Here is a 3055-nt window from a genome sequence, read left to right as displayed (position 1 = left end):
GAAAAGTCTGACTCTGTTGCCTTGCTATACATTAGTTACTCTAGTCAACAACTGACCTCTCCACAAATTTACGATTATCTCTCTAGAGTCGTGCAACCCAACTTACAAACTGTAAAAGGTGTAGGCAGTGTCAGTATCATCGGGGGTGACCCTTTTGCGATGCGCGTTTGGCTAGATCCTAAGCGTATGGCAGGTCTTCACGTAACAGCTACCGATGTTTCAAACGCTTTAGCAGCTAATAACTACCAAACGGCCGCTGGACAAACTAAAGGGGTATACAGTGTATATAATGTCACTGCGAATACCGATGTCAGCTCAGTTAAAAACTTTAAGAATATTGTTGTTAAAAATAATAATGGCACACTCATTCGTTTAAAAGATGTTGCGAAAGTCAATTTAGGCTCTGAAAGTTATGACTCCTCTGTGATATTCAATGGCAAGCGCGGAGTCTTTATTTCGATTCAGTCAACCCCTTCGGCGAATTCACTGTCTGTCATCAAGAATGTCAGAAAAATTTTACCTTCTCTAGCAAAGGATTTACCCTCTACACTCCATCAAAGTATTGTCTACGATGCAACTAAGTACATTCAAGTCTCCATTAATGAAGTGATTAAAACAATTATTGAGGCTGCTATTATCGTAATCGCCGTGATCTTTCTTTTCTTAGGATCCCTACGCTCAGTCATTATCCCCGTCATTACTATTCCACTGTCGCTAATTGGTGTTTGCTCACTCATGTTAGTTTTTGGCTACTCAATTAACCTACTTACACTATTCGCTATGGTATTGGCCATCGGTCTTGTTGTTGATGATGCCATTATTGTTGTCGAAAACGTCCATCGTCATATTGAGGAGGGTAAAAACCCAACGCAAGCCGCTTTAGTTGGTGCTCGTGAAATTGCCCTGCCTGTCATTGTTATGACGATTACACTCGCTGCAGTTTATGCCCCCATCGCATTTGTTAGTGGCGTTACTGGGGCTTTATTCAAGGAATTTGCTTTAACTTTAGCCGCAGCAGTTATTGTATCTGGTATTATTGCCTTAACACTTTCACCGATGATGTGCTCTAAACTTCTAGTCAGCCACTCCAACAATAGCCGACTGACCCAATGGCTTGATCAAAGTTTTTTGACGCTTGCAAACGATCTATAAAAGTATACTGCAACAAACACTAAATCATCGCCCCGTTATTTTAACATTTGGGCTACTGATCTTAATCGGCATTGTCTGTATGTTTAAAGTGACTAAAACCCAGCTCGCCCCACACGAAGATCAAGGCTTTTTAATTACCTTCGCTTCTGCGCCTCAATATGCAAATATTAATTATGTAGAAAAGTATTCGAAGGAAATTGGGGATATCTATAAAAGTTTCCCATCAATTGCTGATTATTTTATCATTAATACCACTGGAGTTGGTCCATTCCCAAGCCAAGTAACCTCTGGAGCGGTATTAAAACCCTGGGGAGACCGAAATATCACAGCGATGAAGCTACAGCCTCTCTTACAGCATAAGTTCAATAAAATAACGGGACTACAAGCCCAAGTTGCCCAAATGCCAGCCTTACCGGGCCCTGATGGTATGCCCATCCAGTTTGTTCTCACAAGTACCTCAAGCTACAAAACGCTTAATAGTGTTATGGTAAAACTTGAAGCTGCAGCCAAAAAAAGTGGTTTATTTCTTTTTAGCAGCAGCGACTTAAAATTTAATAAACCAGATCTTAATATTCATATTGACCGAGCAAAAGCAACGCAAATGGGTATTACAATGAAGCAAATCGGTCAAACATTAAGCACACTATTAAGTGGTGGCAAAGTAAATTACTTTAGCCTCGATGGCCGTAGTTATAAGGTTATTCCACAGTTACCAGATAATGAGCGACTCACTCCAGACCAGCTCAAACAAAACTATATTAAAACGGCTACAGGTCAACTGATTCCATTGTCTAATTTAGTAACATTATCAACCTCTGTTGAGCCAGGCAGTCTTAATCAATTCCAACAGCTCAACTCAGCAACCCTCTCTGGTTTCCCTATGCCAGGCCATACTGATACAGAAGCACTGAATTTCCTAAAAGCAGAAGCGGCCAAACTCATGCCTAAAGGAATGAACTACAATTTTGCGGGGCAATCTCGTACTCTAATCCAAGAAGGAAATTCATTAATTTATACTTTCTTTTTTGCCTTAATCATTATTTTCTTGGTTTTAGCTGCTCAATTCGAAAGCCTTAGAGACCCTTTTATTATTATGTTTACTGTACCAATGGCTATTTTCGGTGCAGCCATTCCAATGGCTCTAGGTATGAGTTCACTTAACATTTATACTGAGATTGGTTTAGTCACCCTCATTGGATTAATTACCAAGCATGGTATTCTAATGGTTCAATTTGCGAATGACTTGCAAGAAAACAACGGGCTTAATATTCGTGATGCAATTGAACAAGCTGCTGCTATTCGCCTTCGACCAATTCTAATGACTTCTGCAGCCATGATTGCAGGTGTCATACCACTGATTTTTGCTTCAGGGGCAGGCGCTGTTAGTCGCCATGACTTAGGACTTATTATTGCAATGGGATTATTAATTGGCACTTTGTTTACTTTATTTGTGATTCCAACAATGTATACATTTTTAGCGAAAAAGAGAACTTGCTCATCGAAAACACAAACACCTAATAACCCATAACTTAATATTCAAAAAATAATAAAGCTCCTATCCGCTCAGGGGCTTTATTTATATAAGACAGTAACACTATTACTCCATTAAAATAACGATTATATTACCGAGACTTTACTGTTTAATATTAATTAAGCATATGTATTAATAGAAGAGAATATACATATATTACATCATAAAAAATTTAATTTTAAACCTCAAGAAGTTGGAAAATTAAACATGAACAAACAATTTATAAAATCACTAATTGCTTTAAGCAAAGCTAACTTATTTGACCTAGGAAATGCTAAGATTTTAAGTGAAGACCCTAAACTTCAGCGAGCTGTTTTAGCTGCGGATAAAAACAGAGGAATAAATAATTTAGTAAAATCTGGTCAAAGCTTC

The 3055-nt window shown here is 38.4% G+C and carries 2 protein-coding genes; both read left to right on the top strand.

What is annotated here, in order from left to right; all coding sequences use genetic code 11:
- Positions 1-1152, top strand: a 1152-nt coding sequence (locus tag BGC07_RS23535; RefSeq protein ID WP_268801724.1) for an efflux RND transporter permease subunit, incomplete at its 5' end; no start/stop codon positions are given.
- Positions 1136-2680: an efflux RND transporter permease subunit gene (locus BGC07_RS23530; RefSeq protein WP_268801723.1), complete on the top strand. Its 1545-nt coding sequence runs from the start codon at positions 1136-1138 to the stop codon at positions 2678-2680. The genes BGC07_RS23535 and BGC07_RS23530, both read left to right, overlap by 17 nt.
- The last annotated feature ends 375 nt before the right edge of the window (positions 2681-3055 follow it).

This window comes from Piscirickettsia litoralis (assembly GCF_001720395.1).
Lineage (GTDB): Bacteria > Pseudomonadota > Gammaproteobacteria > Piscirickettsiales > Piscirickettsiaceae > Piscirickettsia > Piscirickettsia litoralis.
This window is presented reverse-complemented; position numbering and strand designations above follow the sequence as displayed.